Annotated in this window: 39 protein-coding genes and 1 pseudogene; 17 read left to right on the top strand and 23 right to left on the bottom strand. The window is 24.4% G+C overall.

Going from position 1 to position 26887, the window contains the following annotated elements:
- From AAHM82_RS08290 to AAHM82_RS08245, 10 genes are all read left to right on the top strand, one after another.
- Positions 1 to 222 (top strand): hypothetical protein, encoded by a 222-nt coding sequence (locus AAHM82_RS08290; protein WP_342263613.1) that lies wholly within the window; start codon positions 1 to 3, stop codon positions 220 to 222.
- A gap of 164 nt (positions 223 to 386) precedes the next feature.
- The gene (locus tag AAHM82_RS08285; RefSeq protein WP_215825668.1) at positions 387 to 617 is read left to right on the top strand and encodes a hypothetical protein; all 231 of its coding nucleotides are present in this window, start codon (positions 387 to 389) and stop codon (positions 615 to 617) included.
- A 78-nt stretch (positions 618 to 695) separates the two neighbouring features.
- On the top strand, positions 696 to 1025 hold the full coding sequence (locus tag AAHM82_RS08280; protein WP_342263612.1) for a hypothetical protein: 330 nt from the start codon (positions 696 to 698) through the stop codon (positions 1023 to 1025).
- 24 nt (positions 1026 to 1049) lie between these two features.
- Positions 1050 to 1994 (top strand): hypothetical protein, encoded by a 945-nt coding sequence (locus AAHM82_RS08275; protein WP_342263611.1) that lies wholly within the window; start codon positions 1050 to 1052, stop codon positions 1992 to 1994.
- 46 nt (positions 1995 to 2040) lie between these two features.
- Positions 2041 to 2325, top strand: coding sequence for a hypothetical protein (locus AAHM82_RS08270; RefSeq protein ID WP_338967368.1), 285 nt, complete (start codon positions 2041 to 2043; stop codon positions 2323 to 2325).
- A 2-nt stretch (positions 2326 to 2327) separates the two neighbouring features.
- On the top strand, positions 2328 to 2576 hold the full coding sequence (locus tag AAHM82_RS08265; protein ID WP_215826579.1) for a hypothetical protein: 249 nt from the start codon (positions 2328 to 2330) through the stop codon (positions 2574 to 2576).
- Positions 2577 to 2598: 22 nt separating this feature from the next.
- Entirely contained in the window at positions 2599 to 2769 is a 171-nt protein-coding gene (locus tag AAHM82_RS08260; protein WP_342263610.1) for a hypothetical protein, read from the top strand.
- 90 nt (positions 2770 to 2859) lie between these two features.
- Positions 2860 to 2997 carry a hypothetical protein gene (locus tag AAHM82_RS08255; protein ID WP_342263609.1) on the top strand — a complete coding sequence of 46 codons (138 nt, stop codon included), beginning with the start codon at positions 2860 to 2862 and terminating at the stop codon, positions 2995 to 2997.
- A gap of 264 nt (positions 2998 to 3261) precedes the next feature.
- Entirely contained in the window at positions 3262 to 5139 is a 1878-nt protein-coding gene (locus AAHM82_RS08250; protein ID WP_342263608.1) for a hypothetical protein, read from the top strand.
- A 46-nt stretch (positions 5140 to 5185) separates the two neighbouring features.
- Complete coding sequence (locus AAHM82_RS08245) at positions 5186 to 5683, top strand: hypothetical protein (protein ID WP_342263607.1); 498 nt, start codon at positions 5186 to 5188, stop codon at positions 5681 to 5683.
- Between the two features lie 48 nt (positions 5684 to 5731).
- Here the strand turns inward: AAHM82_RS08245 and AAHM82_RS08240 are convergent, their stop codons facing one another.
- From AAHM82_RS08240 to AAHM82_RS14210, 6 genes are all read right to left on the bottom strand, one after another.
- Positions 5732 to 6952 carry an IS256 family transposase gene (locus AAHM82_RS08240; protein ID WP_342263365.1) on the bottom strand — a complete coding sequence of 407 codons (1221 nt, stop codon included), beginning with the start codon at positions 6950 to 6952 and terminating at the stop codon, positions 5732 to 5734.
- Complete coding sequence (locus tag AAHM82_RS08235; protein WP_342263606.1) at positions 6912 to 7052, bottom strand: hypothetical protein; 141 nt, start codon at positions 7050 to 7052, stop codon at positions 6912 to 6914. Before AAHM82_RS08235 ends, AAHM82_RS08240 begins: the two co-directional genes overlap by 41 nt.
- Positions 7053 to 7109: 57 nt before the next feature.
- Positions 7110 to 8069, bottom strand: a complete 960-nt coding sequence (locus tag AAHM82_RS08230; protein WP_342263605.1) for an IS1/IS1595 family N-terminal zinc-binding domain-containing protein — start codon at positions 8067 to 8069, stop codon at positions 7110 to 7112.
- Positions 8070 to 8394: 325 nt separating this feature from the next.
- Entirely contained in the window at positions 8395 to 9174 is a 780-nt protein-coding gene (locus AAHM82_RS08225) for a hypothetical protein (protein WP_342263604.1), read from the bottom strand.
- Between the two features lie 240 nt (positions 9175 to 9414).
- Entirely contained in the window at positions 9415 to 9807 is a 393-nt protein-coding gene (locus AAHM82_RS14215) for a transposase family protein (RefSeq protein ID WP_342264845.1), read from the bottom strand.
- On the bottom strand, positions 9804 to 10244 hold the full coding sequence (locus AAHM82_RS14210) for a transposase family protein (protein WP_342263396.1): 441 nt from the start codon (positions 10242 to 10244) through the stop codon (positions 9804 to 9806). The genes AAHM82_RS14215 and AAHM82_RS14210 overlap by 4 nt, the downstream gene beginning before the upstream one ends.
- Positions 10245 to 10427: 183 nt before the next feature.
- Here AAHM82_RS14210 and AAHM82_RS08215 point away from each other — a divergent pair, with 183 nt between their 5' ends.
- Positions 10428 to 10610 (top strand): hypothetical protein, encoded by a 183-nt coding sequence (locus AAHM82_RS08215; protein ID WP_342263603.1) that lies wholly within the window; start codon positions 10428 to 10430, stop codon positions 10608 to 10610.
- Positions 10611 to 10760: 150 nt separating this feature from the next.
- Here AAHM82_RS08215 and AAHM82_RS08210 read toward each other — a convergent pair whose 3' ends face one another.
- A complete protein-coding gene (locus AAHM82_RS08210) occupies positions 10761 to 10907 on the bottom strand; it encodes a hypothetical protein (RefSeq protein ID WP_342263602.1) in 147 nt (48 codons plus the stop codon).
- Between the two features lie 43 nt (positions 10908 to 10950).
- Positions 10951 to 11454, bottom strand: coding sequence for an IS1/IS1595 family N-terminal zinc-binding domain-containing protein (locus AAHM82_RS08205; protein WP_342263601.1), 504 nt, complete (start codon positions 11452 to 11454; stop codon positions 10951 to 10953).
- 203 nt (positions 11455 to 11657) lie between these two features.
- Here AAHM82_RS08205 and AAHM82_RS08200 point away from each other — a divergent pair, with 203 nt between their 5' ends.
- Positions 11658 to 12596 carry a formate/nitrite transporter family protein gene (locus AAHM82_RS08200; RefSeq protein WP_342263600.1) on the top strand — a complete coding sequence of 313 codons (939 nt, stop codon included), beginning with the start codon at positions 11658 to 11660 and terminating at the stop codon, positions 12594 to 12596.
- A gap of 343 nt (positions 12597 to 12939) precedes the next feature.
- Here AAHM82_RS08200 and AAHM82_RS14205 read toward each other — a convergent pair whose 3' ends face one another.
- The 3 genes from AAHM82_RS14205 to AAHM82_RS08190 all read right to left on the bottom strand — a co-directional run bounded on the left by AAHM82_RS14205 (position 12940) and on the right by AAHM82_RS08190 (position 14085).
- Positions 12940 to 13332 (bottom strand): transposase family protein, encoded by a 393-nt coding sequence (locus AAHM82_RS14205; protein WP_425289022.1) that lies wholly within the window; start codon positions 13330 to 13332, stop codon positions 12940 to 12942.
- Entirely contained in the window at positions 13329 to 13769 is a 441-nt protein-coding gene (locus tag AAHM82_RS14200; RefSeq protein ID WP_342263396.1) for a transposase family protein, read from the bottom strand. Before AAHM82_RS14200 ends, AAHM82_RS14205 begins: the two co-directional genes overlap by 4 nt.
- A gap of 157 nt (positions 13770 to 13926) precedes the next feature.
- Positions 13927 to 14085 (bottom strand): hypothetical protein, encoded by a 159-nt coding sequence (locus AAHM82_RS08190; protein WP_342263598.1) that lies wholly within the window; start codon positions 14083 to 14085, stop codon positions 13927 to 13929.
- Between the two features lie 246 nt (positions 14086 to 14331).
- Here AAHM82_RS08190 and AAHM82_RS08185 point away from each other — a divergent pair, with 246 nt between their 5' ends.
- The 3 genes and pseudogenes from AAHM82_RS08185 (at position 14332) to AAHM82_RS08175 (ending at position 16706) form a co-directional block, all read left to right on the top strand.
- On the top strand, positions 14332 to 14472 hold the full coding sequence (locus AAHM82_RS08185) for a hypothetical protein (RefSeq protein WP_342263597.1): 141 nt from the start codon (positions 14332 to 14334) through the stop codon (positions 14470 to 14472).
- Complete coding sequence (locus tag AAHM82_RS08180; protein ID WP_342263596.1) at positions 14451 to 15299, top strand: IS1/IS1595 family N-terminal zinc-binding domain-containing protein; 849 nt, start codon at positions 14451 to 14453, stop codon at positions 15297 to 15299. Before AAHM82_RS08185 ends, AAHM82_RS08180 begins: the two co-directional genes overlap by 22 nt.
- A 217-nt stretch (positions 15300 to 15516) precedes the next feature.
- Positions 15517 to 16706: pseudogene (locus tag AAHM82_RS08175) on the top strand (IS256 family transposase).
- Between the two features lie 354 nt (positions 16707 to 17060).
- Here the strand turns inward: AAHM82_RS08175 and AAHM82_RS08170 are convergent.
- The 5 genes from AAHM82_RS08170 to AAHM82_RS08150 all read right to left on the bottom strand — a co-directional run bounded on the left by AAHM82_RS08170 (position 17061) and on the right by AAHM82_RS08150 (position 21095).
- Complete coding sequence (locus AAHM82_RS08170; RefSeq protein WP_342263595.1) at positions 17061 to 18344, bottom strand: glucose-6-phosphate isomerase; 1284 nt, start codon at positions 18342 to 18344, stop codon at positions 17061 to 17063.
- 3 nt (positions 18345 to 18347) lie between these two features.
- Positions 18348 to 18752 (bottom strand): S1 RNA-binding domain-containing protein, encoded by a 405-nt coding sequence (locus AAHM82_RS08165; protein ID WP_342263594.1) that lies wholly within the window; start codon positions 18750 to 18752, stop codon positions 18348 to 18350.
- Between the two features lie 135 nt (positions 18753 to 18887).
- Complete coding sequence (locus AAHM82_RS08160) at positions 18888 to 19451, bottom strand: 5-formyltetrahydrofolate cyclo-ligase (RefSeq protein ID WP_342263593.1); 564 nt, start codon at positions 19449 to 19451, stop codon at positions 18888 to 18890.
- A gap of 23 nt (positions 19452 to 19474) precedes the next feature.
- Positions 19475 to 19888: an iron-sulfur cluster assembly scaffold protein gene (locus AAHM82_RS08155; protein WP_342264861.1), complete on the bottom strand. Its 414-nt coding sequence runs from the start codon at positions 19886 to 19888 to the stop codon at positions 19475 to 19477.
- Positions 19875 to 21095, bottom strand: coding sequence for an aminotransferase class V-fold PLP-dependent enzyme (locus AAHM82_RS08150; protein WP_342263592.1), 1221 nt, complete (start codon positions 21093 to 21095; stop codon positions 19875 to 19877). The genes AAHM82_RS08155 and AAHM82_RS08150 overlap by 14 nt, the downstream gene beginning before the upstream one ends.
- A gap of 300 nt (positions 21096 to 21395) precedes the next feature.
- On the opposite strand from AAHM82_RS08150, the gene AAHM82_RS14195 reads away from it, so the two are divergent.
- Entirely contained in the window at positions 21396 to 21836 is a 441-nt protein-coding gene (locus tag AAHM82_RS14195; protein ID WP_342263396.1) for a transposase family protein, read from the top strand.
- Positions 21833 to 22225: a transposase family protein gene (locus tag AAHM82_RS14190; RefSeq protein WP_342264845.1), complete on the top strand. Its 393-nt coding sequence runs from the start codon at positions 21833 to 21835 to the stop codon at positions 22223 to 22225. Before AAHM82_RS14195 ends, AAHM82_RS14190 begins: the two co-directional genes overlap by 4 nt.
- A gap of 280 nt (positions 22226 to 22505) precedes the next feature.
- Here AAHM82_RS14190 and AAHM82_RS08140 read toward each other — a convergent pair whose 3' ends face one another.
- The 7 genes from AAHM82_RS08140 to AAHM82_RS08110 all read right to left on the bottom strand — a co-directional run bounded on the left by AAHM82_RS08140 (position 22506) and on the right by AAHM82_RS08110 (position 26836).
- On the bottom strand, positions 22506 to 22697 hold the full coding sequence (locus tag AAHM82_RS08140) for a hypothetical protein (protein WP_342263591.1): 192 nt from the start codon (positions 22695 to 22697) through the stop codon (positions 22506 to 22508).
- Between the two features lie 27 nt (positions 22698 to 22724).
- Complete coding sequence (locus AAHM82_RS08135; RefSeq protein ID WP_342263590.1) at positions 22725 to 23492, bottom strand: hypothetical protein; 768 nt, start codon at positions 23490 to 23492, stop codon at positions 22725 to 22727.
- A gap of 289 nt (positions 23493 to 23781) precedes the next feature.
- Entirely contained in the window at positions 23782 to 24906 is a 1125-nt protein-coding gene (locus tag AAHM82_RS08130) for a hypothetical protein (protein WP_342263589.1), read from the bottom strand.
- Between the two features lie 2 nt (positions 24907 to 24908).
- Positions 24909 to 25193, bottom strand: a complete 285-nt coding sequence (locus AAHM82_RS08125; RefSeq protein ID WP_342263588.1) for a hypothetical protein — start codon at positions 25191 to 25193, stop codon at positions 24909 to 24911.
- Complete coding sequence (locus AAHM82_RS08120; RefSeq protein WP_342263587.1) at positions 25171 to 25524, bottom strand: hypothetical protein; 354 nt, start codon at positions 25522 to 25524, stop codon at positions 25171 to 25173. The genes AAHM82_RS08125 and AAHM82_RS08120 overlap by 23 nt, the downstream gene beginning before the upstream one ends.
- Complete coding sequence (locus AAHM82_RS08115; RefSeq protein WP_342263586.1) at positions 25490 to 25726, bottom strand: hypothetical protein; 237 nt, start codon at positions 25724 to 25726, stop codon at positions 25490 to 25492. Before AAHM82_RS08115 ends, AAHM82_RS08120 begins: the two co-directional genes overlap by 35 nt.
- Positions 25727 to 25876: 150 nt before the next feature.
- A complete protein-coding gene (locus AAHM82_RS08110) occupies positions 25877 to 26836 on the bottom strand; it encodes an IS1/IS1595 family N-terminal zinc-binding domain-containing protein (protein WP_342263585.1) in 960 nt (319 codons plus the stop codon).
- Between the last annotated feature and the right edge of the window lie 51 nt (positions 26837 to 26887).

The following is a 26887-nucleotide window of genomic DNA, read 5'->3' as shown; positions in this document are numbered from 1 at the left end:
ATGAATATTGCGATTGGAATAATATTTATTATCATTTGCATAATGCTATTGGCATATTTTGCTTATAAAATTTATGCCAAAATAAAAATTAGAATTAAATATAAAAATGTCATTAAAAATAATACTGGTAATTTCACAAAAGACGAAAAAGTATTTATTGCTCGCTTTGAAGAATGGGTTAAAGCTCCTAATTTAAAAGAAAATAACGAGGATAAAAAATAATGTTTTGAAAAATTATTATGGAATTTTTAAAACTGTTTGTTCCGATAGAAAAAATGCCTGCACAGGTTGCGTTTATTGTCGGATTAATTATTATCATTACTTTTCTTTTCGCATTAATTTCAATTATGTATTTACCAATAAAAATGATTTTTGGGAGATAAAAAATGACAATAAACTTAAAAGAATTTAATTGAGAACAAATTAAACAAACTTTCTGAGATTTATTTATTCAAATTACAACTATTCCGGCTCACATTACTGGTGGTAAAGAAATTAAATTAACCGAAGCACCACTTTGACTTTTAATAGCAAACATTGCTTTTTGATTCTTAACAGCGATTATGGTGTGATTTATTCTAATGCTACTTTGAAAAACCATATCAGTATTTAGATAGAGGCAAAATTAATGTCAAGAAGTTACATTTTGATGCATTCCCAAAGAAATTCAAAATTAATTAGAAAAAAATATAACCGTGTTAAGGTTAATCGTGGTTTTAACAAATTTAAGAAAAACTTTGAATATAAATGATGAATGTTTTAAAAAGAAAGGGGGTGATTATATGTTTGGAATTTTCTTAACAGAAGCACCAGCAGTAACAAAAATAACAGCTAGTGACGCGATGACTAAATTATGAAATGCGATTATAACAGCGTTTACTAAAATGTGAGAAATTATTGCTGTTAATATGCCACAAGTCGGTAACTTCTTTGCTGATTACTGAATATTCATTTTTCCATTTATTTTGGCAATATTCTTTATTTGCTTTAAAATGTTTGAAAAACTACTTGGAGCAGTACGCTAACAAAAAAATAAAGTGAGGTGCAAGATGAAATTTTGCAAATGAATAATAGAAAAAAATAACCATTTTATTGAATTGAATCGCACCTCATTTTTAATTTTATGACATTGCGGAGCAATTTGATATATTTACAACGGTTATTTTAAAAACATTGTAAGCTATTTGTTTTTAGCAGGTTGTATTTTAATTTTTCTTTTTAAAATCAGTAATTTAACACAAATTAACAAAGTTATTAATTTCTTAAAAAATTCACCATTAAATATTGTGATTGGTTCATTAGGAACTGGAAAAACTGCTTTTCTAGTATACGCATCAAAATTACTAAAAAAGAAAAAATATCATATCGCATCAACATTTCCATTACTAGAAACCCAAAAATTAAGTTTAGGTCATATGGGATTATTAGACTTTGATTATCCGGTATTGCCAGATAAAACCTTACTTTTGTGAGATGAAACCAACTTATTTTTAGAAGGAACTGATTGAGAAAAAAATAATACCAAAAACGAAGAAACCGGTATTCAAGAATATTTCGCTCTGGCACGGCATTTTGGTCATATTGTTCTCGCTAGCGGTCAAAGAGATAAACATATTTGAGTTAAAGTTCGTGATATTGCTAATAATGTGATTGTGGGGATTCGCAAAAAACCAGTTAATATTTTTCGCCCCTACTTAAAAGTCATTTATGGTACCTTTACGAGCATTGAAGAATATGAACGCTGACGAAACACCTTAATTGATGCTAAAAATAGCAAAAAAGGTCGTCGCATTAAATATCGTGATATTCCTGAACTTGATATTTATTTTTTTAAACTAAAAATTCCCCTACCAATACTTAATACTTACAATTCTTTTTACCTAGCATTTTTAAGAGATTACTTAAATTCAAAAGTAAATCCTGATTATGAAGATAAATACTATAACTGATACGGCAATTGATTTAGAAGACTTAGAATACTTAAAAATGGATAAATTTAGCAAATTTTTAAGAAAAATGAAAGAAAAGGAACAATAAAAAATGGAAAATCTCGCAAAAATGGCCGATTTTCTTGCCCAAATGCTTTATAAAGTTTTTGATTTAATTTGAAGTCTTGAAGTGCCGGGAACAAAAATTCAACTAATATTTCCCTTGTTCTTAACGCTGGCTGTAGAATTTCTTATGGCAATTATTCTTGGATTTGGTATTCAACAAGTTAATTTAGAAAAACAACGCCAATATGCGGTTAAAAATAAAGGGCGGTTAAGTGCGTGAGGAAAAGCTAAAAAACAAATAAAACCAATAAAAACAAAACAAGGTAACTAACAATGTTTAAACTAATTATTATTTTTATCTTAATAACTGTTCTTGGACTATTAGCTGGTAGTCATTTTGAAACTTTAACAAACTATATTAGTGAGGGGCTTGCGAATTTCCAAAAGTTTATTACGAGCAATTTAACAATTTTAGAACTATTTAAACCAATGGCACGAACATTTTCGCAACATCCAATCTTTACTATTCTTGGTGTTACTTGTGTACTTATTGCCTTATTTATTGTGATTAAAGGACGATAAAAAATATGAAAGAAGAATTAAAATGAAAAAACTTTTAGTAAAATTATTTAAAAAAGATAATTCAAAAGAAAAAACGCCGTTAAAATTAAGAATTAAAAATTCTTTTAAAAAACAGTGGTTAAAAAATAGTATTAAGTATCATTTTCATCTTTATAAGCTTATTACTTTGTGCATTAACAGTAATTGATACTAAATGAATAACCGGAACAAGTAACGAATTTAATGATTTTATGAATAAACAGATGGTTGATTTCTTCGGCAAGTTCAATAGTGGTATTATGCTATGCTAGCAGGAATATTTGTTTTTTGATGAGGCGGAGCAATATATTTTGCAATTAAATTTGAAAAATTAATCCGCTTTATTATTCAAAAAATTAAAGAAAAAAGAGCCTTAAAAAATGAAATCAAACAAACTCATTAATTCTTTAAAAAAATATTGATGAAGAATTTTACCTTACATTTTTATGATTACTATCTTTTCATTCCATTTTTAAAATTGGAAATTAATGATTTGAAATTATTATATGAAAAATTTGAAGCATTAATTTCACTTATGATACTGGGATATTTAGATATATTCGTTACAATAGCGGTAATTATAAACTGTAGCATTGAGTAATTTACTAAAAAAATTAAAGAAAAAAGAACAATGAAAAATAAAATATTTTAAAAAGGAGTGATAAAAATGTTTATGAAAATATTTACCGTGTTAATTATTAGTTTCAATAACATTTTTACCATTCCGCAAAACATTAACAATGACAAAACAACAACAAATTCATTAATTAGAAGTAAAAGACAAAGTAATAAAGTTTATAATTTTGAAATTAAAAATTTAGAAAAAGTGAATTTTTGGGTTTTAAATTCAACAAATAGTATTTCAGAGGTTAACATATATAAAAAAGATAATAGCAATCTAAATGAAAAATTACCAGAATTAAAAAACTTAAACGATTTTACTTTCCAATTTACAAAAGAATTGCAAAATAATCAGGATAAACAAGAAAAAATTAGAAACTTAATAACAACATATGGACAAAAAATAAAAGAAAATAGCACTTATAAAACATGAGTAATTAATAAAAAAATAACAATTAAAGCACAAGGCACAGATTTATATAATTTCAAAGATTTTTTCGATAAAACAAATTACAGATTAAATAAAACAAATAATTTTGAAATTGAAATTGAAAAAGACAGTACTGACATTGATTTACCGATAACAACTACTAAATTTGATGGTAACCACAAATATGATGATATCATTGATAATCTTGATTATTTAATGATTCATCGTGGCGATTTTGATAAATTTAATTACTCTTATCTCTATTGAACGCCAGTATTCAATTTCATTGACACTTTAGAAAAAGGTTACTATAAAGAATTCACCATTAAAAATCATGGTTTTAAAAACGAAAGCTATTTTTATCACAAAACTTCTAGTAGTGAAGATGAAATTAATACAAATATTTTAAAAATTAAAGCTTTTAATAAAACCTTAATCGCAGGTAATGACTATTTACAATTATTACACGGTGAAAGTGAAATCTGAAAATATAACACCGAAAATACTAACGATTATTACCTAATTAAGTATCTTTTTGGAACATTAAATTATCTTAATGTTAAATTTAGTTTTCTACGCTATGACCCTGATTTACGAAATGACATTTACTTTTATTTTAAAAATAACATTCCTAGTATTAATAACGGCGATTACAAAAATATTTTTGATGAAATCTATGAAATACTTGGCAACTTCTTTGCTAGTTTATTTTATGCTACTTTTGATATGGACGAAAAAACTCATACCGAAATTGATTTTAAGGGTGTAGATAATTACAACAAAGATTACTTTATTCAAATCGGTTTCTTTTATCGTTCGTTAATTACCTTTTATCCCAAAAAATATTTAATCAATGTTACTGGTAATTCGGAATTATTACTAAGAAGTTATTTCTTTACTTTTGATAAAAAAACGCATCAAGAAAATTATAATGCGATTAAAAATAATAACAGCATCTATCAAATTGAATTTAATGTCCTTAAATCTTATGATAACAAACTCATTACCTTGCCAACCAGCAAGACTGTTAATAGTATTAATTATCTCAATACCGATATTGATATTCGTTACGGTATTAATATTTTTACCTTAACTTTTCCACTCTATCACAAAGATAATACTTCTAAATACAATTTTAAAATTTATGACTTTAATGTCCTTAATTCCACGGCGTTTATCCCTGATGGTTCCACCAATTCAGAATGAGATGACCTAATTCCGCCACCAAATTGCAAATATTCCGGACGATGAATACCAACCTTTAATGATATTGGTTGTGTCATTCAAAATGCTGGTATTAAAATGCTAAACTGAATGCTGACAGCGTCACAAATCATTACCATTTTACGCCCGTTAGCAATTATTGCGAAAGCAACAGTTAACTTTTCAACCGCCATTTTTCCAGTTTTTAAAACGGTACCAGCTTTTTACTATACCTTTCAATTTTTAATCGGTTTTGCCATTTTTCTAATGATATTAAGGATTTTCGTGTAATATATATATATATATATTGGAAAAACAAAATAAAGGAGTTAATTTTATGAAATTTTTAAATATAACCGCTATTTTAGGATTAATAACACTACCAATAATTGGCTGTTCTAAAAAAGCAAATGAATCAGTAGAGCAAAAAAATAACAAAAATAAAACTTATGATTTTAAAATTAGAAACCTAGAAAAAGTGAATTTTTGGATTTTGAATTCAACAAATAGTGTTGCACAGATTAACATATATAAAAAAGATAATAGCAATCTAAATGAAAAATTACCAGAATTAAAAAACTTAAACGATTTTACTTTCCAATTTACAAAAGAACTTAAAAATAATCAGGATAAACAAGAAAAAATCAAAAACTTAATAAAAACATATGGACAAAAAATAAAAGAAAATAGTACTTATAAAACATGAGTAATTAATAAAAAAATAACAATTAAAGCACAAGGCACAGATTTATATAATTTCAAAGATTTTTTCAATAAAACAAATTACAGATTAAATGAAACAAATAATTTTGAAATTGAAATTGAAAATTCGTAATAACTAAATTTAAAAAGGGACTGTACAATTAACTGTGTCTCTAAGTAATTAACTTAAATTCACTCTGTCCTCAAATTTTATCATTAAATGTGAAATTGCACTACCCCAATTTTGAATTGGCATCGTTCATTTCTTAACCATATTTTGAAATGCTAAATAAAATATTTTAAAAACTGATGCGTCATTAGGAAAAATCTTTTTATTCTTAATGACTTTTCTTAATTGACTATTAACAGATTCAATCGCATTAGTTGTGTAAATAATTCTTCTAAATTCCTGAGGATATTCAAGAAAAATTATTAAATTATTTCAGTTATTTTTTCATGATTTAGTAATTTGTGGATACTTTTTATTTCATTTTTCTGAAAAATGATCTAAAGCAATTAACGCTATTTCTTCATTAATTGCTGTATAAATTGATTTTAAATCATTAGCTACAAGTTTGCGATCTTTGTAAGGAACAAATTTTAAACTATTGCGAATTTGATGAACAATGCATAATTGATGCTGTGTTTTTGGGAAAACAGCTTCTATTGCATCAGACATCCCAGTTAAATTATCACTACAAGCAACAAGAATATCTTGTAACCCACGATTTTTCATTTCCGTAAGATTATTAAGTCAAAATTTGGCTCCCTCATTCTCACTAATTCACATTCCTAAAATATCTTTTAAACCATCTAAATTAATTCCTAAGGCAAGATAAACTGCTTTATTTATTATTCGTTTATCTTGCTTTACTTTAACAACAATACAATCAAAATAAACAATCGGATAAATCTTCTCTAAAGGTTTAGTTTGTCACATTTTAACTTCTTCAATAACATCATCAGTTATTTGACTAATTAAACTTTCTGAAATTTCTGCTCCGTGATAGAATTCTTGCAATTGTGCTTTGATATCAGAAATTGTCATTCCTCTTGCATATAAAGAAATTACTTTTTGATCAAAGTTATCAAATCTTCTTTGTCTTTTTGGAATAATTACTGGTTCAAAAGTACTATTTCGATCTCTTGGTACATCAATTGCGATTGAACCATTTTTAGTAATAATGGTTTTTTGTGTGTTGCCATTTCTTTTATTATGATTCTCATCAGTTTCAAGATAATCTTTAATTTCCGTATTTAACATTCGTTCAGTTAATTTTTTGGTAAATTCCTGAAAAATAGTATTGCCTTTAAATAAATCTTGTGGATTATCAATATTTTCTAAAAAATAATCAACAACTTTATCAATTGCGTCAGGTTCTTTTTTTATTTTTTTTGTCATTTTCTGTTCTCCTTCTTTTAAGTATAATTCAGAATGAATTATCGAGACACAGAATTTTTTTAATTTTGTCGAAAACTCTTGATAAAATAAAAAAAATCATCAACTTGATAATTTTAAAAGGCTTTTATGTAAAATTACTATTTTTACTTTAACTTTTTTATACATTAAAATATAATACCGCTGTTTGTTGGTTTGGAGTTAAACCCTTATGTTGGTATTTTCATTTTCAGAGATTTAAATAATTTTGAATATTAGTAAAACCTAAACCATGATAATGAATTAAGGCTTCTTTAAGACTAGATTGTAATTTACTGATTTTATTTAAGTTACGATAACTAGCTTCAGGATTAATTGTTGTTTTAGTTACACATAAAGTAGAATTTGTTTGTTTTGCTACTAAAAAATATAATTTTTGCATATCAGAAGTAATAATTGAATTTTCGTTAATTAATTCTTTGTTCATATTTTCAATAACTCATTGTTTTTGTAAACGTTTGGTGTTTGTGGATTTAACATAAATATTGTTATTATTATCAATTGCCATTTGAATACAGCATTTAGTATTAGTTGCGAATGGGTCAAGGTGAATTCTTCGTGGATCAGTTTTATATTTGAAATTTCCTTTATGGATTTCTTTAATGAATGTTTCATCGATTTGGATTTTACCAGATAATTTTTTAAATTTTAATTGGGTATTTTCTAATTGTTTTGATTTCATTAATTTTTGACGATTATATCAAGCAGTTTTTAATGTAGTTTTAATAAAACGAGAAATTGTTTTACTAGATTGTCCCAGCAATGAAATTTGAATCAATAAATTTCATTGTTCATAATTTAAATGACTTCAATAAATAAAATGATTACGAAAAGCGTCAAAACTTGCACGACAATTTTTACATAAATATTTTTGTTTTCCTTCTGAATTATGTCCATTTTTAACGCAATGGTAAGATTCACATTTAGGGCATTTAATACCGTGCGCTCTAAATTTTTGATCAATTTCATTTAAACGTTTTTGTTTTTTTATTAATTCTGCTTGTTGTTTGATTTTTTCATAAAATTCTAAAAATTGATCATCTGTTAAAGTATTTACTAGTTCTTGAATTATTTTTTCCATAATTATTATCCACCTCTATCATATTAAAATATACCTAAAATTAAGTATATTCAATAAATATCAAGAGTTTTCGACAAAATTAAAACAGAATTTTGGACAGGCTCTTTAAAAAACTGTTAAAATCACTACCCCGAAATGTAGCTTTCTATAATGATAATTCTCTTAAACAACTTTTTCATTTTTTCTATTTTGACAAAATAAAAACCAGTAATTTTAGTTAATTACTGGTTTGAATATTTTTTATTTTTACAAGAAATTTAAACTTGTTGGGCTTGTTTTAATTAAAGTTATTGTTCTAAATAGCTAATATCGTTTTTATAAAACTTTATACTATAGTAGTAACTGTATTTGTTCTTACCGACCCTTCTCTTTCTGATGAAAAAAATGCTTCACCGTTAAATGTTATTTTATCATTGTTTTTATCTATAGTAATTTCATTGAGTAATAAACTATATTTTTGTAAAATTTGCATTACTTCTGTAATTGATAATGTAATTATTTGTTCTTTATTGTTATCATCAATTATTTTGGCAGTAATATTTCCTGTAATTTTTTGTTTTAAATTTAATATAACTTTAGATGTAATTATTCTTACTGGATAAGTAATTTTTAATTTTTCATTGGGATTAAGTTCAAATTTATCAGCGGGTTCCTTAAAAATACTTAAAATCATTTCTTTTTCTTGTTTATTTGTGTTTGATAAATCAAATTCATTTGATAATACATTAATGATTTCAGAATTTTTATTATTTATATTTGTAAAATCTGTTAATTTTATTTCATCATCAGAATTTATGTTTCAACCATTTAATTTATTTTCTTGTTTTGTTTTAGTTAATCCTGTTGTAATTTGAAATACTAATTTTGATTTTGAATTATATTCACAAGCAGGTACATTAAATGATCTTGTATTTGGAGTTTTATTGATAATTTCTCTATCAGAACATACATTTTTAGGAACATTAGATCATAAAAATGAATTTTCTTTTTTTGTTATTTCAATATCTCAAAAATTTAAATTATCAGTATCAATATAATTTATTTCCTTAAATTTTAAATTAGGATTTTCATCACGAAATTTAAAAAATATTGCTTTTTTAATCAATTCATTTAAATTAATAATTTTATTTTGTTGATTATCAATTGAATAATGTATTTCTAATTTATTATCATTAGACTTCTTGCAAAATTAATATGATAATTATAATTTTTAAATTTAAAATAAATATAAAAGTGTTATTAAAATAATTTTTAGATTATTTTTACAAATATTTTGTCATTAAAACATAATAAAAATTATTATTTACAATAAAAAAAGACTGAAATTTTAAATTATCAAATATATTTAAACTAATAGTTGTAAATTATAAATTGAAGCTATTAAATTAAATCTTAAAGCAAATCTTTTTCTACGATTTCGATATTTTTCACTAATAATTTTAAATTTTTTAAGTATAGCAAAAACATTTTCAATAACAATTCTCATTTTTGAAATTCGCTCATTATTTTGCTTTTCTTCTTTATTTAAAGGGTTTTTCTTTGATTTTCTTTTAGGAATTAAAACATTATGATTAATTTTTTGTATGCCTTGATAACCTAAATCCACTAAAACAGTTGTTTCTGGTAAAAATTTAATTTTTGAATCTTTTAAAATTTTAAAGTCATGGTTTTTACCATAAGAAAAATCAGAACTAATAATTTTTTTACTATCTTTTTCAATTATAACTTGTGTTTTTATTGTGTGTTTTTTCTTTTTTCCTGAGTAGTGCTGTTTTTGTCTTTTTTTGGGCGTTGGATTTGGCTTTCAGTTACATCAATTATAACAGTCTTATCTTTGAAATAATCTTTTAATAGTGATTTTTGACCAGTAAGTTGTTGAAAATTAGGGTGTTTTATTAAAGTGTCTTCAATTCATTTGATATTTCTATAACAACTACTTTCACTAATATCATAACTTTTTGCAATATGAAAATAAGTTCTATATTCTCTTCAATATTCTAAAGTCATTAAAATACGATTTTCTAATGATAATTTATTGGTTCTTCCGCGACGAAATCTCTTTTTTAATTCTTCTATTTTTAAAATTTCTAGCATTTTATTAAAAGTAGTATGTTTAATACCAGTTAATCTTAAAAAATTTTTATCACTTATTTGATTATTTTTTTTAAATTTCATTTAAATTCCACCTTTTTATTAAAAACAACAATTCAATTATATTTTAAATTAATTTTGCAAGAAGTCTAATGAAATATCGGCTGTAGCATCGAAAGTGATGTATCACATTTAGTAAAACAACAATTAGGCTATGGGGCAAAAATATATAATCATAAGAATTTAAATAACCTATTACATTTAAGAATGGCAAATTTAAACAAATTAAATGTATTACATCATATTAATGAAAATATTAATTCAGAAATAGAAATCAGAAAAGAAATATATAAAAATTCATTATGAAATAAATATAATAATAAAAATGATGATAGTTGAATTAATTATAAAGGTAATGCTGTAACAAATAAATATAATAGATTTAAGTAAGTAAAAATATTAGTTAAAATTTAATAATAATTAATAATTTTTTATTGTGTAAAAATTCAATAATATGATAAAATAAAAAAGAATAAAAATGACAATAACAAGAAAGGCGGGGTTAGTTTAGTAATTAAATAATATAATTAGCTGATTGTTTTACTTCTTCAAAGCAATACCTAAGAAAACTAAACGCGACCCTTCTATTTTTAAAATTTCTAGCATTTTATTAAAAGTAGTATGTTTAATACCAGTTAATCTTAAAAAATTTTTATCACTTATTTGATTATTTTTTTTAAATTTCATTTAAATTCCACCTTTTTATTAAAAACAACAATTCAATTATATTTTAAATTAATTTTGCAAGAAGTCTAATAAATGTTTCATCGATTTGGATTTTACCAGATAATTTTTTAAATTTTAATTGGGTATTTTCTAATTGTTTTGATTTCATTAATTTTTGACGATTATATCAAGCAGTTTTTAATGTAGTTTTAATAAAACGAGAAATTGTTTTACTAGATTGCCCCAGCAATGAAATTTGAATCAATAAATTTCATTGTTCATAATTTAAATGACTTCAATAAATAAAATGATTACGAAAAGCGTCAAAACTTGCACGGCAATTTTTACATAAATATTTTTGTTTTCCTTCTGAATTATGTCCATTTTTAACGCAATGGTAAGATTCACATTTAGGGCATTTAATACCTTGCGCTCTAAATTTTTGATCAATTTCATTTAAACGTTTTTGTTTTTTTATTAATTCTGCTTGTTGTTTGACTTTTTCATAAAATTCTAAAAATTGATCATCTGTTAAAGTATTTACTAGTTCTTGAATTATTTTTTCCATAATTATTATTCCCCTCTATCATATTAAAAATATACCTAAAATTAAGTATATTCAATAAATATCAAGAGTTTTCGACAAAATTAAAAGAATATTCTGCTTTTTTTATTTTGTTTTTCTTGTAATTTTTAATCTTTTATTACATAATATAAATAATTGAAAATATTTATATATTTTTTAATATGAACTTCAAAGGAGATTAGTAAATGAGTTCAAAAGAAAAACCATTACATAGTTTTGATGATAGTAATGTTGTCCTTATTAAAGATCATATTTCACATGAAGAGACATTTGTTGAAGTATTTGAATATGCTTTTCAAAAATTACGCGATCCGTGATATAAGACATTTCTATTTGGTATTATGGCAGGTTTTTTTGTAGCAATTGCTTATGTTATTGTTATTGTTGCTTTATCAGGATTTATTATTAAAGACAGTAATGGAAATTTAAAACCTAATGGTATGCCTTCTGGTATGATTGCTTTAATTACGGGACTAACTTTTACGCCAGCAATATTAATGGTTATTTTTATTGGGGGGACATTATTTACTTCTAATTCATTGACATTATTACCCATAGTTAAAAGAGAAGCAAAATTGCGCCGCATGCTTGCAAATTTATCTTTAGTATTAGTTGGTAATTGTTTAGGAACATTAATTGTTGCGATATCAACTTATTTAATGGGACATATGAAAGTTGATTCTGAGTTTTATAATGCTTTTAAGTATATTTATGATAAGAAAATCGGTTCTAGTCCAAGTAATCTTAATTGGACAGTTTTTTTAAAAAATTTTGTTAGTGGCATTTATTGTAATATTTTAATTGCGGGATTGTTCTGAATGAATATGTCTGTTAAAAATTCAGCAACTAAGGTATTATTATGCTTCTTTGTAATTTTAGCGTTTGGAATTTCTGGTTTTCAACATATTGTTGCTAATGCTTATGTTTGAATGACTGGTTTATTTTTAAATAATGGTATGGTTGGTCAAGATTTTGGAACATTTTCAATAATGAATATGCTACCAACATTGTTAGGTAATTTTATTGGCGGTAGTGTTGTCTTACCAATGGTTTATTTATTAGTATTTAAAAAACGAATTAATACAGAAATCGCTGCTGGAAAATTTAAAGGAACTAAATTATAGTATTAAGTAGAATGAAAATGAACCGCGGATTATTACTCCGCGGTTCATTTTATTAGTATATGCTACCATCGCCTGCACATTGGAAATGAGTTTATTAAGTGATGATATTGTTCCTTTAATTCTTTTAGCTCTTCAGGGGACTAATTAGTTTTTCACAAACAAGACAATTCATTAGACTTCTTGCAAAATTAATATGATAATTATAATTTTTAAATTTAAAATAAATATAAAAGTGTTATTAAAATAATTTTTAGATTATTTTTACAAATATTTTGTCATTAAAACATAATAAAAATTATTATTTACAATAAAAAAGACTGAAATTTTAAATTATCAAATATATTTAAACTAATAGTTGTAAATTATAAATTGAAGCTATTAAATTAAATCTTAAAGCAAATCTTTTTCTACGATTTCGATATTTTTCACTAATAATTTTAAATTTTTTAAGTATAGCAAAAACATTTTCAATAACAATTCTCATTTTTGAAATTCGCTCATTATTTTGCTTTTCTTCTTTATTTAAAGGGTTTTTCTTTGATTTTTTTTTAGGAATTAAAACATTATGATTAATTTTTTGTATGCCTTGATAACCTAAATCCACTAAAACAGTTGTTTCTGGTAAAAATTTAATTTTTGAATCTTTTAAAATTTTAAAGTCATGGTTTTTACCATAAGAAAAATCAGAACTAATAATTTTTTTACTATCTTTTTCAATTATAACTTGTGTTTTTATTGTGTGTTTTTTCTTTTTTCCTGAGTAGTGCTGTTTTTGTCTTTTTTTGGGCGTTGGATTTGGCTTTCAGTTACATCAATTATAACAGTCTTATCTTTGAAATAATCTTTTAATAGTGATTTTTGACCAGTAAGTTGTTGAAAATTAGGGTGTTTTATTAAAGTGTCTTCAATTCATTTGATATTTCTATAACAACTACTTTCACTAATATCATAACTTTTTGCAATATGAAAATAAGTTCTATATTCTCTTCAATATTCTAAAGTCATTAAAATACGATTTTCTAATGATAATTTATTGGTTCTTCCGCGACGAAATCTCTTTTTTAATTCTTCTATTTTTAAAATTTCTAGCATTTTATTAAAAGTAGTATGTTTAATACCAGTTAATCTTAAAAAATTTTTATCACTTATTTGATTATTTTTTTTAAATTTCATTTAAATTCCACCTTTTTATTAAAAACAACAATTCAATTATATTTTAAATTAATTTTGCAAGAAGTCTATTATGTAATCCTTTCAATTTCAATATTATATTTAGTAATCTTTTAATTTCCTTGATTATAACATTGAATAAATTGAATGGTTAGAGATATTAACTAATTATTACATTATAGTCAGCTTCTTGAATTTCCTGAAGAATTAGTTTGATATGTTTTTTGTCTAATGTGTCAATCGTGAAGTCTAATTGGATTTGCTGTGATTTTAAATTAAGTTCATTAGTAGGGCGATTAAATTTTATAAATAACAGCATTATTAACTTTTAATAATTAATTTTTTTTATTTTATGGTTATGGTCGCGTTTAGTTTTCTTAGGTATTTTTTAAAAAAGAAAAAATAATCATTTACTATAAATTATTTCCATATTCAAATTAAGTATATATTTCTTATGTATGATTTTTGTTGTAAAAAATTTTTAATTTTGTCGAAAACTCTTGATATTTATTGAATATACTTAATTTTAGGTATATTTTTAATATGATAGAGGTGGATAATAATTATGGAAAAAATAATTCAAGAACTAGTAAATACTTTAATAGATGATCAATTTTTAGAATTTTATGAAAAAGTCAAACAACAAGCAGAATTAATAAAAAAAACAAAAACAAAAACGTTTAAATGAAATTGATCAAAAATTTAGAGCGCAAGGTATTTAAATGCCCTAAATGTGAATCTTACCATTGCGTTAAAAATGGACATAATTCAGAAGGAAAACAAAAATATTTATGTAAAAATTGCCGTGCAAGTTTTGACGCTTTTCGTAATCATTTTATTTATTGAAGTCATTTAAATTATGAACAATGAAATTTATTGATTCAAATTTCATTGTTGGGGCAATCTAGTAAAACAATTTCTCGTTTTATTAAAACTACATTAAAAACTGCTTGATATAATCGTCAAAAATTAATGAAATCAAAACAATTAGAAAATACTCAATTAAAATTTAAAAAATTATCTGGTAAAATCCAAATCGATGAAACATTTATTAAAGAAATCCATAAAGGAAATTTCAAATATAAAACTGATCCACGAAGAATTCACCTTGACCCATTCGCAACTAATACTAAATGCTGTATTCAAATGGCAATTGATAATAATAACAATATTTATGTTAAATCCACAAACACCAAACGTTTACAAAAACAATGAGTTATTGAAAATATGAACAAAGAATTAATTAACGAAAATTCAATTATTACTTCTGATATGCAAAAATTATATTTTTTAGTAGCAAAACAAACAAATTCTACTTTATGTGTAACTAAAACAACAATTAATCCTGAAGCTAGTTATCGTAACTTAAATAAAATCAGTAAATTACAATCTAGTCTTAAAGAAGCCTTAATTTATTATCATGGTTTAGGTTTTACTAATATTCAAAATTATTTAAATCTCTGAAAATGAAAATACCAACATAAGGGTTTAACTCCAAACCAACAAACAGCGATATTATATTTTAATGTATAAAAAAGTTAAAGTAAAAATAGTAATTTTACATAAAAGCCTTTTAAAATTATCAAGTTGATGATTTTTTTATTTTATCAAGAGTTTTCGACAAAATTAAAAAAAATTTATTAGGACCTGTCCAAAATTCTGTGTCTCGATAATTCATTCTGAATTATACTTAAACGAAGGAGAACAGAAAATGACAAAAAAAAAAAAATAAAAAAAAGAACCTGATGCAATTGATAAAGTTGTTGATTATTTTTTAGAAAATATTGATAATCCACAAGATTTATTTAAAGGCAATACTATTTTTCAGGAATTTACCAAAAAATTAACTGAACGAATGTTAAATACGGAAATTAAAGATTATCTTGAAACTGATGAGAATCATAATAAAAGAAATGGCAACACACAAAAAACCATTATTACTAAAAATGGTTCAATCGCAATTGATGTACCAAGAGATCGAAATAGTACTTTTGAACCAGTAATTATTCCGAAAAGACAAAGAAGATTTGATAACTTTGATCAAAAAGTAATTTCTTTATATGCAAGAGGAATGACAATTTCTGATATCAAAGCACAATTGCAAGAATTCTATCACGGAGCAGAAATTTCAGAAAGTTTAATTAGTCAAATAACTGATGATGTTATTGAAGAAGTTAAAATGTGACAAACTAAACCTTTAGAGAAGATTTATCTGATTGTTTATTTTGATTGTATTGTTGTTAAAGTAAAGCAAGATAAACGAATAATAAATAAAGCAGTTTATCTTGCCTTAGGAATTAATTTAGATGGTTTAAAAGATATTTTAGGAATGTGAATTAGCGAGAATGAGGGAGCCAAATTTTGACTTAATATAATCTTACGGAAATGAAAAATCGTGGCTTACAAGATATTCTTGTTGCTTGTAGCGATAATTTAACTGGAATGTCTGATTCAATAGAAGCTGTGTTCCCAAAAACACAGCACCAATTATGCATCGTTCATCAAATTCGTAATAGTTTAAAATTTGTTCCTTACAAAGATCGCAAACTTGTAGCTAATGATTTAAAATCAATTTATACAGCAATTAATGAAGAAATAGCGCTAGTTGCTTTAGATCATTTTTCAGAAAAATGAAATAAAAAGTATCCACAAATTACTAAATCATGAAAAAATAACTGAAATAATTTAATAATTTTTCTTGAATATCCTCAAGAATTTAGAAGGATTATTTACACAACTAATGCGATTGAATCTGTTAATAGTCAACTAAGAAAAGTCATTAAGAATAAAAAGATTTTCCCTAATGATGCATCAGTTTTTAAAATATTTTATTTAACATTTCAAAATATGGTTAAGAAATGAACGATGCCAATTCAAAATCGGGGTAGTGCAATTTCACATTTAATGATAAAATTTGAGGACAGAGTGAATTTAAGTTAATTACTTAGAGACACAGTTAATTGTACAGTCCCTATCAAGTTGATGATTTTTTTTTATTTTATCAAGAGTTTTCGACAAAATTAAAATAAAAAATTATTTTAATGTTGTTTTTATAAGCATTTTACTTAGTTTTTATAACCTTTTATTAAGATTATGTTTGTTAATATTAAATATTTTGTTTTATTACTTATTTTTCAAATAAAACGATAATTAAATTGTAGTTACTTTTCTTTCAAAATTAATCAAATATTTTCCCACCTAACAAAACTTTACGCGTCCATCTTTAAAAATCCTAAATATAATAATAATTTTAAAGTATTAATTATTTAAAAATTAAATAATACCTTTAATTTATTAACTCTTACTTAATAACTTAAACATTTTTTTCTTATATACTTCAACACCCGGTTGATTAAAAGGATTAACTTCTAGTAAATAAGCACTCATTGCACAAGCTTTAAAGAAAAAGTACACTAAGTAACCAAACATTATTTCATCCATTGTTTCTAACTCTAAAACAATATTAGGAACTTTCCCCTCATTACTATGCGCATCAATTGTTCCTTTTAAAGCTAAAGCATTAATTTGATGTAAAGAATAATTAGTTAAATAATTCAATTGATCTACATCATCACTATTAGTAGCAATTTTAACATCCAAAGAGGGCTTTTTAACTTGTAAAACTGTTTCAAATAAAACTACTTTACTTCCCTCTTGAATAAATTGTCCTAAGGAATGTAAATCAGTAGAAAAATTAACACTAGCAGGTAAAATTCCTTTACTATCTTTTCCTTCTGATTCACCAAATAACTGTTTTCATCATTCAGCCAAACTAGACATCTGACTTTCATAACTAACTAGCATTTCTACAGGATATTGCTTTTCTTGATGTAATATTGTTCGCACGACAGCATATTTATATGCTTGATTTTCTAAAGTATCATCATTTAAATCTGCATGCGCTTGATTAGCTCCCAACATAACCTTATCAATATCAATTCCTGCCATTGCCATTACAAAAATACCAACAGGAGTTAATACTGAAAATCTACCACCCATATCATCAGGAATAACTAAAGTTTCATAACCTTCTTGATTTGCTAAATTTTTTAAAATCCCATTTTTAGCATCAGTAGTAGCAATAATTCTTGCTTTAGCAATTGCTTTGCCCTTTTGTTGTTCTAATAAATCTCTAAAAAGACGAAAGGCAATCGCTGGTTCGGTTGTACTTCCCGATTTAGAAATAACATTAATAGCAAATTCTTTATCTTTAACATATTCTAAAACTTGATTAGTATATGTTGATGATAATGTATTACCAACAAATATTATTTCTAATGAATCTTGGGAATATAATCCTTTAATCATATCAATAGCTGCTTTAGCGCCTAAATAAGAACCACCAATACCAATAACAATTAAAACTTGAATTTCAGGAATTAATCGTTTAGCAATGACTTTCATTGCCTCTCATTCAGTTTTATTATAATTTTTTGGTAAATCAACTCAACCTAAAAAATTACTGCCAAGACCTTTCCTTTCAGTAATCATTGTTTTATGAATTGAATGAATTTTATCTTGATATTTATTAAGTTCTTGATTTGTTAAGTGTGTATAACTAATATTTGTTTTAATCATCTATTATTCGTCACTTTCACCGATTTGTTCACTATTATCAATTCATTGCGACAAGTTATTAGATAAATCTTCAAATCCTGCTCCTGATTCTTTAATATGTACGGACCCACGATTTTGTTCTTCTTTATAAAGTGCTTTATGACTTAAACTTAGTTGCTTTTTATCAACATCAAAATTTAACACTTCTAAGCGATAGACTTTTTCAACTTCTGCAAATTCATTAATATCTTTAACATATCCATCAGAAAACTGACTAATATGACACATCCCAGTTACTCGCTCTGGCTTTGACTGTGAAGAAGTACTGTCTTCATTAACATTATCAACGATGTTTTCAATAATATAAAATACACCTCATGGTAAAACAGCAGTACACTTTGCTTCAATAATGTCACCTTTTTTATACATAAAATCTCTCCTTTGATTTCAGTAAATATTTTCATATATTCACATGATACCTAATTATAACATTGAGAAAAATAAATATTCATTTTTATTTGCAAAAAATTTACTTTTTATAAAAAATATAAATATCTTTAAAAATTAAAATTTTTCAATTCCAATTTCCGTTATTACTTGATGCATTAAAATATCATTTTTATCAACTGCTATTTCTTCTATAGTTTTTTGTCAACTATAACCAATTCCAATAATTGGATTTTTAAAATCTACTAAAGTCTGGTCATAATATCCTTTCCCATAACCAACTCTAGCGCCGGTACTATCATACGCTAAAAACGGTAAGAAACAAATATTAATTTCCGAAGTCATTAACATTTTACATTGCAAATTAGGTTGTAAAATATTGTAATTATTATCAATTACTAAATCATCAAAACTAGTAATTTGATAAAATAATAAAGAATTATCATCTTGCATTCTTGGTAACCCAACAATCTTGTCATTATTAAAACAAAAACTAATTAAAAGATTAACATTAACTTCTCCCCTAATAGGTGAAAATAAACCAATTATTTTTGCTTTTTGAAAATCGTCATTATTAGTAATAAAATTAATAATTTTTTGATCATATTGTTCTTTATCATCTTTTGTCATTGCTAATCTTACTTTTAAAGATGACTTTCGTAATAAATGTTTATCAAACATCTAAGCAACCTCCTTATAATTTATTATAACATCATTAAAAATCCACTACTTGCTAATAATGAACACTGCTTACGATTTGGTTGCTTTTTAGTATGAGTAAATACAATTAAGTCTTCTAAAATATCACTATCATAATCTTTAACATTAATCATTAATGAATAATTATTTAAAATTGCTATTGCTTGATATTTTGATTTATTAGTAATGGTTTGACAAATCAAGTCAGCACTAGAAGTTGCAATTGCACAAGCATAACCCATAAACCGAGCTGAAACAATAACATCATTGATAACTACTAACTGTAAATTTAACTGATCAGCGCAACTTAAATTAGGTTGCAATCGCTCAATTGCTTGATTATGTTTAATAAAACCTTGATACTGAGGATTTTGATAATGATTAATAATTATCTTTCTTCATTCATTATAAGAAATCATCAATGAAATTACCTCCTGTTTTTAATGCAATAATTAATTTATCAACATCTTCTTTAGTATTATAAATATAAAAACTAGCTCGTAATGAACTTTCAACACCAAGTACTTGATCAATTAAACTAGCACAATGAATGCCACTACGAAGACAAATATTGTGGTTATTAGCTAAATTAACTGATACATCGTGGGCAGCAACATTATTAACATTAAAAACTAAAATGCCACTTTTAGCATTAGGATTATAAATCGTTACATCTAAATTTTCCCTTCGTATTTCATTAACAGCATAATCTTTTAAACTAGTAATATAATTATGAATTGTTTCTAAACCAATATTTTGTAAATACTTAATCGCTTCTTGTAAACCAAAAATACCAGCAATATTTTGTGTTCCTGATTCAAAACCCATATATCCTTGTACTAAAGAATATGTTCTGTTCTCATTAATAATAGCATTATTACCACCACCTAATAACATTGGTGCTAATTTAGATAACATCATATTTTTTCCTCATAAAATACCAATACCCGTTGGTCCTAACATCTTATGACCAGAAAATACTAAAAAATCAATATCTCAATCTTGAACATCAGTTTTAATATGACCAACTGATTGAGCACCATCAATAATAACAATAATATTAGGATTATATTGTTTAATTGCTTGACAAATCGCTTTAGTATCATTAACAGTTCCTAAAACATTACTTATATTTGCAAAACTAACAATTTTAGTTTTCGGTGTTAATAATTTTTTAACATTAGTAATAGTAATCGTTAAATCTTCCAAACCAATATATTTAATCTTTGCTTGTTTAGTTTTTGCTAAACGATACCAAGGTAATAAATTAGAACTATGTTCAGCCATTGTTAATAAAATTTCATCATCCTTAGAAATTAATGCTTCTAACCCTAAAGCCAATTGATTTAATCCAAAAGTAGTTGAAGGAGTAAAGATAATCTCACTATCTTTACCATTAATAAATTCAGCAACTAGTTTACGAATTTTTTGAATATTCTCATTACAATCATAGGCTAGTAAAAAATCAGTATTATGAGGATTAGTAGAATATTTTAAATAATAATTAATAATATTATCAATAACACATTGTGGTTTTAAACTAGTAGCACTATTATCTAAATAAACAATATTTTTATTTTTCTGAAAAAAGGGAAAATCTTTCTTAATATTTTTTATATCTGTCATTAATTAATTTCTTCCTTTCTATCTTTAACTATTTTAATAATTCATTTAATTATTGTATATCTACAAATATTAGATATAAGAATTTTTAATAACTTTAAGAAATTATTATTTAATTAACTACTAGTATATTTTACCTAATTTAGGCGATAATTGCTATCCTCAACATAAAGTAGGTCGTGTTTAGTTTTCTTAGGTATTGCTTTGAAGAAGTAAAACAATCAGCTAATTATATTAGACTTCTTGCAAAATTAATTTAAAATATAATTGAATTGTTGTTTTTAATAAAAAGGTGGAATTTAAATGAAATTTAAAAAAAATAATCAAATAAGTGATAAAAATTTTTTAAGATTAACTGGTATTAAACATACTACTTTTAATAAAATGCTAGAAATTTTAAAAATAGAAGAATTAAAAAAGAGATTTCGTCGCGGAAGAACCAATAAATTATCATTAGAAAATCGTATTTTAATGACTTTAGAATATTGAAGAGAATATAGAACTTATTTTCATATTGCAAAAAGTTATGATATTAGTGAAAGTAGTTGTTATAGAAATATCAAATGAATTGAAGACACTTTAATAAAACACCCTAATTTTCAACAACTTACTGGTCAAAAATCACTATTAAAAGATTATTTCAAAGATAAGACTGTTATAATTGATGTAACTGAAAGCCAAATCCAACGCCCAAAAAAAGACAAAAACAGCACTACTCAGGAAAAAAGAAAAAACACACAATAAAAACACAAGTTATAATTGAAAAAGATAGTAAAAAAATTATTAGTTCTGATTTTTCTTATGGTAAAAACCATGACTTTAAAATTTTAAAAGATTCAAAAATTAAATTTTTACCAGAAACAACTGTTTTAGTGGATTTAGGTTATCAAGGCATACAAAAAATTAATCATAATGTTTTAATTCCTAAAAGAAAATCAAAGAAAAACCCTTTAAATAAAGAAGAAAAGCAAAATAATGAGCGAATTTCAAAAATGAGAATTGTTATTGAAAATGTTTTTGCTATACTTAAAAAATTTAAAATTATTAGTGAAAAATATCGAAATCGTAGAAAAAGATTTGCTTTAAGATTTAATTTAATAGCTTCAATTTATAATTTACAACTATTAGTTTAAATATATTTGATAATTTAAAATTTCAGTCTTTTTTTATTGTAAATAATAATTTTTATTATGTTTTAATGACAAAATATTTGTAAAAATAATCTAAAAATTATTTTAATAACACTTTTATATTTATTTTAAATTTAAAAATTATAATTATCATATTAATTTTGCAAGAAGTCTATTATTTAATTACTAAACTAACCCTGCCTTTCTTGTTATTGTCATTTTTATTCGTTTTCATTTTATCAAGAGTTTTCGACAAAATTAAAAGGAACTTTTATTATTATTTTTAATTCATCATGATATGATGCTGTTGAATATTCTCAATTTCAACTTCTTTTAAATTGTCAAGTTTAACTTCTTTTTCGTAAATTTGATTTTTAATTATTGGCGGTGTTATTGATTTATTTGTTTTATTATTACAAGCAGTTATGGGTAATGTTGCCAATTCCAAGAGAGTTAGTATATTTAAAAATTTCATAATTTTAACTTCTTTATTTTATATATATTACACGAAAATCCTTAATATCATTAGAAAAATGGCAAAACCGATTAAAAATTGAAAGGTATAGTAAAAAGCTGGTACCGTTTTAAAAATTGGAAAAATGGCAGTTGAAAAGTTAACTGTTGCTTTTGCAATAATTGCTAACGGTCGCAAAATCGTGATGATTTGTGAAGCAGTAAGTATTCAGTTTATCATTTTGATACTAGCATTTTGAATGGCACAACCAATATCATTAAAGGTTGGTATTCATCGTCCAGAATATTTGCAATTTGCTGGTGGAATTAAATCGTCTCATTCACTGTTATTTGAACCATCAGGAATAAAGGCCTTTGAATTTAATACATTAAAGTCATAAATTTTAAAATTGTAGTTAGAGATATTACCTTTGTGATAAAGTGGAAAAGTTAAGGTAAAAATATTAATACCATAACGAATATCAATATCGGTATTGAGATAATTAATACTGTTAGCAGTCTTGCTGGTTGGCAAGGTAATCAGTTTATTGTCGTAAGATTTAAGGACATTAAAATCAATTTGATAGATGCTATTGGTGTTGTTAATAGCATTGTAATTATCTTGGTGCATTTTTTTGTCAAAAGTAAAGAAATAACTTCTTAGTAATAATTCTGAGTTTCCTACAATATTTACTAAGTATTTTTTGGGATAAAAGGTAATTAATGAACGATAAAAGAAACCGATTTGAATAAAGTAATCCTTCTTATAGTTTTCTATACCCTTAAAATCAATTTCGGTATGAGTTTTTTCGTCCATATCAAAAGTCGCATAAAATAAACTAGCAAAGAAATTGCCAAGAATTTCATAGATTTCATCAAAAACATTTTTGTAATCACTGTTGTTAATACTAGGAATGTTATTTTTAAAATATAGGTAAATATCATTTTTTAAATCGGGGTCATAGCGTAGAAAACTAAATCTAACATTGAGGTAATTTAAGGTACAAAAAGATACTTAATTAGGTAATAATCGTTAGCACTTGAAGTATTATATTTTCAGATTTCGGTTTCACCGTGGAGTAATTGTAAATAATTATTTCCAGCAATTAGAGTTTTGTTAAATGCCTTAATTTTAAGGACATTATCGTTGGTATCCTCTTGTTTCGGAATGGCCATTTTAATCGTATTTTCCCCTTGCAATTGTGTACTCGTTTCAATTGCAGTGAATTTAACGGTAAATGTTTTGTCAGCAACATTATCTGTTTTGTTAAATCAAAAGTAGCACTATCATCTAAGTAATTGTTGTTATTATCTTTAATTTCTGTATTATAGTCGATGCCTTCAATTGCATTATTTACGCCAGCAAGATTGTTAATTGTTTCATTAAGTCTTTTTTTAATTTTTTTGATAACTTCAATTTTGGTTACATTTGTAGGGCTGATTATTTCTGAGTTTGGTAAATTAGTTGAAGTTTTATGATAAAAATAGCTTTCGTCTTTAAAGTCGTGATTTTTAATCCTAAATTCTTTGTAATAACCTTTTTCTAGGGTGTCAATGAAATTAAATACTGGTGTTCAATAAAGATAAGAGTAATTGAATTTGTCAAAATCACCGCGATGAATCATTAAATAATCAAGATTATCAACAATATCGTTATAGTTATGGTTACCGTCAAAATTAATAGTTATGCTTGGCAAGTCAATGTCGGTTGTATCTTTTTCTGTTTTAATGATAAATGTTTTTCTAGGATTTATTTCTATTCTATATCCGTTTGAGTGATCATAGTAATTTATTGTCATTTCTAATTGGATAGACTTTTGGATTTTGTATGTTTTTCTATTGTTATTTTGGTTAATTATTTTGCCATATTTTCCTGTTAAATCTTCAAGATTTTTTCTTATTTCATTGTTTTTTAAAAAAGCAGGAGTTATAAATTCAAGTTTATCATTTGTCGGTTTTGGTCTTTCTTTAAGTACTTCTTCAAGATTTTTTTTATTTATACTTATAGGAACTTTTATTATTATTTTTAATTCATCATGATGTTGTTGAATATTCTCAATTTCAACTTCTTTTAAATTTTCAAGTTTAACTTCTTTTTCGTAAATTTGGTTATTTTGTCTTTTATTTCTAATTAGTGATTGTGTTGTTATTTTGTTATTATTAATATTTTGGGGAATGGTAAAAATGTTATTGAAACTAATAATTAAGACGGTAAATATTTTCATAAACATTTTTATCACTCCTTTTTAAATATTTTATTTTTCATTGTTCTTTTTTCTTTAATTTTTTTAATAAGTCACTCAATACCACAATTTATAATTACAGCTATTGTAATGCATATATCTAAATATCCTAGTATCATAAGTGAAATTAATGCTTCAAATTTTTCATATAATAATTTCAAATCATTAATTTCCAATTTTAAAAATGGAATGAAAAAGATAATAATCATAAAAATGTAAGGCAAAATTCTCCACCAATATTTTTTTAAAGAATTAATTAGTTTGTTTGATTTCATTTTTCAAGGCTCTTTTTGCTTTAATTTTTTGAATAATAAAGAGGATTAATTTTTCAAATTTAATTGCAAAATATATTGCTCCGCCTCATCAAAAAACAAATATTCCCGCTAGCATAATACCACTATTGAATTTACCAAAGAATTTAACCATTTGTTCATTCATAAATTTATTAAATTGGTCACTTGTTCCGTTTATTCATTCAGTATTCATTGAGATTAGGCTACAAATTAATAAGCTTATAAAGATGAAAATGATACTTAATGATACTTTTAACCACTGCTTTTTAAAATAATTTTTAATTCTTAGTTTTAATGGTATTTTTTCTTTCATTTTTTAACTCCTTTAATTTTCTATAAACAATTTGCTTAGGCAAAACATTATGACAAATATAAGCAGTTTCACTTGGTGGATTTTTACAAACTATACCATTATAAGCAATAAATTTTATTCTTTTATTAAAAACTAATAACTCACACTGATCTATTTTTTCCCTAATTGGTTTTAATGCAATACTTACTAATGGTATTAACATCGCAAACGGTTTACCTAAATTAAATAAATGTTCTATTACTTGATTTCTTTTTTTAATTTTGTCGAAAACTCTTGATAAAATAAAAAAAATCATCAACTTGATAATTTTAAAAGGCTTTTATGTAAAATTACTATTTTTACTTTAACTTTTTTATACATTAAAATATAATACCGCTGTTTGTTGGTTTGGAGTTAAACCCTTATGTTGGTATTTTCATTTTCAGAGATTTAAATAATTTTGAATATTAGTAAAACCTAAACCATGATAATGAATTAAGGCTTCTTTAAGACTAGATTGTAATTTACTGATTTTATTTAAGTTACGATAACTAGCTTCAGGATTAATTGTTGTTTTAGTTACACATAAAGTAGAATTTGTTTGTTTTGCTACTAAAAAATATAATTTTTGCATATCAGAAGTAATAATTGAATTTTCGTTAATTAATTCTTTGTTCATATTTTCAATAACTCATTGTTTTTGTAAACGTTTGGTGTTTGTGGATTTAACATAAATATTGTTATTATTATCAATTGCCATTTGAATACAGCATTTAGTATTAGTTGCGAAGGGGTCAAGGTGAATTCTTCGTGGATCAGTTTTATATTTGAAATTTCCTTTATGGATTTCTTTAATAAATGTTTCATCGATTTGGATTTTACCAGATAATTTTTTAAATTTTAATTGGGTATTTTCTAATTGTTTTGATTTCATTAATTTTTGACGATTATATCAAGCAGTTTTTAATGTAGTTTTAATAAAACGAGAAATTGTTTTACTAGATTGCCCCAGCAATGAAATTTGAATCAATAAATTTCATTGTTCATAATTTAAATGACTTCAATAAATAAAATGATTACGAAAAGTGTCAAAACTTGCACGGCAATTTTTACATAAATATTTTTGTTTTCCTTCTGAATTATGTCCATTTTTAACGCAATGGTAAGATTCACATTTAGGGCATTTAATACCTTGCGCTCTAAATTTTTGATCAATTTCATTTAACCGTTTTTGTTTTTTTATTAATTCTGCTTGTTGTTTGACTTTTTCATAAAATTCTAAAAATTGATCATCTGTTAAAGTATTTACTAGTTCTTGAATTATTTTTTCCATAATTATTATCCACCTCTATCATATTAAAAATATACCTAAAATTAAGTATAT

It is taken from the genome of Spiroplasma endosymbiont of Clivina fossor (assembly GCF_964031115.1).
In the GTDB taxonomy this organism is placed as follows: domain Bacteria; phylum Bacillota_I; class Bacilli_A; order Mycoplasmatales; family Nriv7; genus Nriv7.
This window is presented reverse-complemented; position numbering and strand designations above follow the sequence as displayed.